At 72.9% G+C, this 6,509-nt stretch carries 5 protein-coding genes; all 5 read right to left on the reverse strand.

Annotated features, from left to right (window positions below; translation table 11 throughout):
• Positions 1-219 precede the first annotated feature (219 nt).
• Positions 220-1,764 carry a 5-carboxymethyl-2-hydroxymuconate semialdehyde dehydrogenase gene (gene hpaE / locus SJ20_RS02115; RefSeq protein WP_044658784.1) on the reverse strand — a complete coding sequence of 515 codons (1,545 nt, stop codon included), beginning with the start codon at positions 1,762-1,764 and terminating at the stop codon, positions 220-222.
• Positions 1,765-1,838: 74 nt separating this feature from the next.
• Entirely contained in the window at positions 1,839-2,540 is a 702-nt protein-coding gene (locus SJ20_RS02120; protein ID WP_041102616.1) for a GntR family transcriptional regulator, read from the reverse strand.
• A 2-nt stretch (positions 2,541-2,542) separates the two neighbouring features.
• Positions 2,543-4,141, reverse strand: a complete 1,599-nt coding sequence (locus SJ20_RS02125) for a fumarylacetoacetate hydrolase family protein (RefSeq protein ID WP_044658785.1) — start codon at positions 4,139-4,141, stop codon at positions 2,543-2,545.
• A 94-nt stretch (positions 4,142-4,235) separates the two neighbouring features.
• A complete protein-coding gene (locus SJ20_RS02130) occupies positions 4,236-5,450 on the reverse strand; it encodes a PLP-dependent aminotransferase family protein (RefSeq protein WP_044658786.1) in 1,215 nt (404 codons plus the stop codon).
• A 72-nt stretch (positions 5,451-5,522) separates the two neighbouring features.
• Entirely contained in the window at positions 5,523-6,344 is an 822-nt protein-coding gene (locus tag SJ20_RS02135; RefSeq protein ID WP_044658787.1) for a GerMN domain-containing protein, read from the reverse strand.
• Positions 6,345-6,509 lie beyond the last annotated feature (165 nt).

Genomic DNA, 6,509 nt, shown 5'->3' on the forward strand with positions numbered 1-6,509 from the left:
GGTCAGTGGCTCGATCGTATACGATCCGGGCGACCGACGGAAAGGCTCTCGAGGAACGCGGGTTGAGTTGTCGCGGGTCCGGGGCGCCCGCACCCGCGACAACTCAACCCGCGTCGGGTGGGCCGGGGGAGGAGCCCGGCCCGGCCCCACCACGACGACGGCGCCCGCACCGTCGCGGGGACGGTGCGGGCGCCGTCGTGGTCACCGGTCGGCGCGGGCTCAGCCGTCGATCTTCGCCGCGGCCTGCTCCTGCTTGCCGAACACCGGGTTGTGGACCTCGCCGAGGTTGATGTGCACGGCCTGCTGGTCGGTGTAGAAGTCGATCGAGCGGTAGCCGCCCTCGTGGCCCAGGCCGGAGGCCTTCACCCCGCCGAACGGGGTGCGCAGGTCCCGCACGTTGTTGGAGTTCAGCCACACCATGCCGGCCTCCACGTTCTGCGCGACGTTGTGGGCGCGCTTGAGGTCGTTGGTCCAGATGTAGGCGGCCAGGCCGTACTTGGTGTTGTTGGCCAGCTGCAGGGCCTCCTCCTCCGTGTCGAACGGGGTGATGGCCACCACCGGGCCGAAGATCTCCTCCTGGAAGATCCGGGCGTCCGGGGCCACGTCCGCGAACACGGTGGGCTGCACGAAGTTGCCCTCGGGGAAGCCCTCCGGGCGGCCGCCGCCGGCCACCAGGCGGGCCTCGGTCTTGCCGATCTCCACGTAGGACATGACCTTCTCGAAGTGCTCCGGGTGCACGATGGCGCCGACCTCGGTGGTCTCGTCGTCCGGCAGGCCGACCTTCACGCGGGAGGCCTGGGCGGCGTAGCGCTCCACGAACTCGTCGTAGACGGAACGCTGGACCAGGATGCGGGAGCCGGCGGTGCAGCGCTCGCCGTTCAGGGAGAACACGCCGAAGATGGTCGCGTCGATCGCCGCGTCCAGGTCCGCGTCCTCGAACACCACGGCCGGGGACTTGCCGCCGAGCTCCATGGACAGGCCCTTCAGGTGCGGGGCGGCGTTGGCGAAGATGATCTGGCCGGTGCGGGACTCGCCGGTGAAGGAGATCAGCGGCACGTCCGGGTGCTTCACGAGCGGGTCGCCCGCGTAGCCCTCCTCGCCGAAGCCGTGCACCATGTTGAACACGCCCTTCGGCAGGCCGGCCTCCTCGAAGATCCCGCCCCACAGGGAGGCCGAGAGCGGGGTGAACTCGGCGGGCTTGAGCACCACCGAGTTGCCGGTGGCGATGGCCGGGGCCAGCTTCCAGGACTCCAGCATGAACGGGGTGTTCCACGGGGTGATCAGGCCGGCGACGCCGATCGGCTTGCGGTTCACGTAGTTGATCTGGCGGCCCGGCACCTTGAAGGTGTCGTCGTGCTGGGCCACGATCAGGTCCGCGAAGAAGCGGAAGTTCTCGGCGGCGCGGGCGGCCTGGCCCCTCGCCTGCTTGATCGGCAGGCCGGTGTCGAAGCACTCCATCTCGGCCAGCTGGTTGCCGCGGGTCTCCATGATGTCGGCGATCGCGTGCAGCACGCGGGAGCGCTGGCGCGGCAGGGCCTGGGACCATTCGCCGGACTCGAAGGCCCGCTTCGCGGCGGCGACGGCGCGGTCGATGTCCGCGGCCTTGCCGGAGGCGGCCGTCAGGTACGGCTCGTTGGTCACCGGGTCGAGCACCTCGAAGGTGTCGCCGTCGATCGAGTCGACGAACTCGCCGTCGATGTAGTGGCGCAGGACGTCGGGCAGGCCCTCGGGCTTGCGGGCCTCGATGCTGGTCTTCTCCGTCATGGTGTCTCTTTCGCTGAGTGCTTCGGGGGCGGATGGTCGGGGTCTGGAGCCGACGGCGCCGGTCCGGCCGGCGGTCACGCGGACGGCTCGGCGCTGTGCTCCAGGTAGGCGTGCAGGGTGTTCAGGCGGTGGGCGCGGGCGGCGGCCTCGATCTCCTCGAAGCGCGCCCCGTCCTCGATCAGGCGCAGCAGGTGTTCGTGCTCGTCCACGGAGGCCACCGCCCGGCCGGGCACGTACGCGAACGTGGAGGAGCGCAGCGCGGCCAGGCGGTTCCAGCCGCGGTGCACCAGGTCGTGCACGTGCTCGTTCTGGTGATGCTCGAACAGGATCGAGTGGAAGCGGCGGTTGAGCTCGGTGAACGCCACCGGGTCCCAGGCCGTCTCCGACTCCGTCATCGCGCGCATGGTCGCGTTCACCTCGCGGGCCGCCGCGAGGTCCTCGGCGGTCACGTGCGGGGCGCACTGGGCGGTGGAGAACCCCTCCACCAGCGCCAGCGTCTCCATGGTGTGGCGGTACTCGACCGGATCGATGCCGACCACGGTCGCGCCCACGTTGCGCTCGTAGGCCACCAGCTTCTCGGACTGCAGGCGGCGGATCGCCTCCCGCACGGGCACCACGGACATGCCCAGCTCCGCGGCGATCTGGGACAGCACCAGCCGGTCGCCCGGCTCGTGGCGCTGGTCCCGGATCCCCTCGAGGATCGCCTGGTAGGCGCGGTCCGCCTTGGAGACGGGGGCGCCTGCGAGGCCGACCGTTCCGATGTCCGTGCGGCGCATGCTCAGGCGTCGCCCTCCGGGGCCGGGGCGTCCGGCAGGGTCTTGCGGTACTCGGCGAACTTGGCCTTCCACTCGGCGTTCGGGGGGAACATCCCGTCCACCGGGTAGCCGGCCTTGACCTGCTCGTACGCCCAGGCGTCCTGGAGCTCCTGCTCGTAGGCGTCGTCCACAACCTCCTGGAGCAGGGACGGCGGGATGACCACCACACCGTCGTCGTCGCCGACGATGATGTCGCCGGGCTGCACGGTGGTGCCGCCGCAGGCGATGGTGCCGCCGACCTCCCACGGGATGTGACGGCGGCCCAGCACCGCCGGGTGCGTGGCGCCGGCGTACACCTGGAGGCCGACCTCGGCGACGGCGGCGGAGTCGCGGATGCCGCCGTCCGTGATCACGGCGTTCGCGCCGTTCACCTGGGCGCGCAGGGCCAGGACGTCCCCGAGGGTGCCGGTGCCGTGCTCGCCACGGGCCTCCATGACCACCACGTCGTCCGGCTGCACCGAGTCGATCGCCCGCTTCTGGGCGTTGAAGCCGCCGCCGAACTCCTTGGCCAGGTCCTCGCGCTTGGGGATGTAGCGCAGGGTCTTGGCGTAGCCGAGGACGCGCCGACCCCGGTGGATCGGGCGCGGGCCGTCGATGGTCGCGTTCTGGACGCCGCGCTTCTGCAGCTGGGCGGTGAGGGTGGCCACCGCGATGGCGTCGATCTTGGCGCGCAGCTCGGGGGTCAGCAGGGAGCGGTCCGGCTGCGGGGCGCTCGCGACCCAGTGGCCGTTCTCGTCCACCGCGGACGACGACGCCGCCGCGGCCTGCGGGGCCAGGCCGGCGGCCTCGCGGGAACCCCAGGCCTCCTCGCGCTGCACGTCGTCCACCGTCGGCTGGGCGCCGAACGGGGCCATGGCGTGCTCCGAGTCGACGACCGTCGTCACCAGGCGGCCGGTGGTCGGTGCGCCGGGGGCGCTGGGGGCGTCCACCTCCACCTCGACGACGTCGCCCGGCTGGGCCACGGAGGATCCGGCGGGGGTGCCGGTGAGGATGACGTCGCCCTCCTCGAGCGTCATGAGCTGCGAGAGGTCGGCCACGAGCCGGCCGAACGGGAAGACGAGGTCCTCGGTGGTGTCGTCCTGGACGATCTCGCCGTTGACCCAGGTGCGCACGCGCAGGGCGGCCGGGTCCAGGCCCGCGGCGGAGATCACCGCGGGGCCGAGCGGGGTGTAGCCGTCGCCGGACTTGTTCTTGACGTTGGAGCCCTTGTCCGCGTGGCGGAGGTCGTAGAGGCCCCAGTCGTTGGCGGCGGTGATGCCGGAGACGTGCGACCAGCCCTCCTCCGGGCTGACCCGCCGGGCGGTGCGACCGATGATCAGCGCGATCTCGCCCTCGTAGGCGAGCAGCTCGGTGCCGGCGGGGCGCTCGATCGTGTCGCCGCTGCGGGCGATGGAGGTGCCGGCCTTGAGGAAGTAGCCGGGGGCCTGCGGGGACCGGCCCCGCTGGGCGATGCGGGAGGGGTAGTTCAGGTGGACGGCGAGCACCTTGCCCGGCCGGTTCTCCCGGACGGTGAAGTCGTGCTCGGTGACGGTGGGCGTCGGCTCCGGTGTGCTCTGCGTCATGGTCGAGATCGTATACGATCTCGCGGGCCCGGGGAAGGGGTCGTACGCCCGGCAGACGCGCCGGGCCGACGTCGTCGTGGGCGCCCGCCGCGGCTCAGCGGGCCCGGGCGATCGACTCGTTCACCGCCGGGGCCAGGCGCCGCACGCCCTCCACGAGCCTCTCGGCGTCCACGAACGAGTACGCCAGGCGCAGGGTGGAGTGCGTGCCCTCGACGGGGGTGAAGGCCGCCCCCGGCACGAACACCGCGCCCGCCTCGATGCCGCGGTGCATCACCTCGAGGGTGTCCACCCCGGTCGGCAGGGTGGCCCACAGGAAGAAGCCGCCCTGCGGGGTGATGAACTCGACCCCCGGGTCCCAGTGCTCACGCACCGCGTCCACGAGCGCCGCGGCCCGCTCGCGGTACAGCCCGGTCACGTGGCGGACGTGGCCCTGCCAGTCCAGCTGCGTGACGAAGGCGGTGGAGAGCATCTGCGAGTACGTGGACGCGTGGATGTAGGCGGACTCCGCGCACAGGTAGAACTCGCGCTTGAGCGCGGCCGGCACGAGCGCCCAGCCGATGCGCACGCCCGGGGAGAAGATCTTGGACATCGTGCCGAGGTGGACCACGTTGTCCCGGTGGTCTGCGGCGATCGGGGCGACGGGCTCGCCGTCGAACGCGATCTGCCCGTACGGGTTGTCCTCCACGATGAGCACGCCGTGCTTCTCGCAGATCGCGCCCACCTCGGCGCGGCGGCCCGGGGGCAGCAGGGCGCCCGAGGGGTTCGCGAACGAGGGGATCGTGTAGAGGAAGGCCACGCGGCGGCCCTCGGCGGCCAGGCGGGTCAGGGTCTCGTCGAGGGCCGCGGGCACCAGGCCGTGGTCGTCGGTGCCCGTGGCCACGGCCTCGAGCTGCCAGGTGGTGAAGGTGGTCAACGCGCCCACGAACGTGGGGTCCTCCACCACGACGACGTCGCCCGGGTCCGCGAACGCCCGGCAGGCGGTGTCGATCGCGGCCTGCGAGCCGGGGGTGATGACCACGAGGTCGGGATCCGCGTCCGGGATGCCGTCGGCGGCCATCACGGCGGTCGCGGCGGCGCGCATCTCCTCGGTGCCCTGGCCGGGGCCGTACTGCAGGGACTCCGTGCCGAACCGGGTCATCAGGTCGGAGGCGATCCGGCCCAGCTCGTCGAGGGGGAGGTCGGCGAGCCACGGGTTCCCGCCCGCGAGCGAGATGAGGTTCGGGTCCATCGCGATGTCGAAGACGTCGCGGACCGCGGACTGCTTCACGCCGACGGCGCGCTGGGACAGGTGATCTCGGAGGTTCCGCACGCTCGGCACCCTATAGCACGGCGCGGCCGTGCCCGAAGGTCCGATGACGGGCGACGACGGCGGGTCGCGCGGTCAGGGGGCGCTCGGCTCCTGGCCGGGGGACCACGTGCCCTGGGTCGGCTCGGCGGGACCCCACGACGACTCCTCGGCCGGCGCCCAGGTGTCGTCCGAGGGCTCGGCCGGAGCCCAGGTCGAGGGCTCGGCCGGTGCCCACGTGTCCTCCGACGACTCGCCCTCCGGCGCCCACGTCTGCTCACCGGATCCGTCGCTCGGCTCCCCACTCGGCGCGGGGTCCCCCTGCGGGACGTCCACGGGCTCGCCGAGGCGGAGCGGCTCGAGCCCCAGCACGTCGTCGAGGTCCCGGCCGTCCACCTCGAGCCGGACCTGTCCCGCTGACGTGAAGGCGGCGGCGGTCGCCTGCAGCTGGGCGCGGATCCGCTCGGCCGTGCAGTCGTCCTCCGGCGTCACGGTGCCGGTGAAGGTGAAGATCTCCACGTCGCCCGCGCGGCGGTGCCCGGTCGGGGTGAGGGTCTCGCGCGCGTCGAACACGGCGTTCCACAGCGACGGGTCGCCGTGCCAGCCGCGCTCGTCCGCGAACAGGAAGTCCAGGGCGGCGTCCGCCTCGTCCTCGGTGTCCGTCGGCACGGTCTGCACGGGCACCAGCAGGTCGCCGCAGCCGAAGGGCCGGCCGCTCGTCCCCGGGACCGCCTCCGCCTCCGCGACGGCGAGGTAGACCGTCAGCGGCTGATACCCCTCCGTCGCGGGCAGGGGCACGCCGTCGTCGGACGCCGAGTCCTCGGCCAGGCCGGGGTCGACCGCGCAGCCGGCCAGCAGGCACACGGCGGCCACGGCACCCGTGAGCCGCAGGGCGCGGGAAGGGGAGGGCGGGCGCATCGGGTACTCCTGGCGGTCGGGGCTCGGCGGTGTCGGACGGGCCGACGGCCTCTCCATGCTACGGCCGTCCGCCTCGCCCGCCGCGAGCGGATGTGAGGCCTCCCACGGGTGGGAAGGGGCCCGCGGGCGGACGGCCGCGGCGGGCTAGGTGTTGTGGGTCATGAG

This window comes from Micrococcus sp. MS-ASIII-49, from assembly GCF_000946635.1.
Lineage (GTDB): Bacteria > Actinomycetota > Actinomycetes > Actinomycetales > Micrococcaceae > Micrococcus > Micrococcus luteus.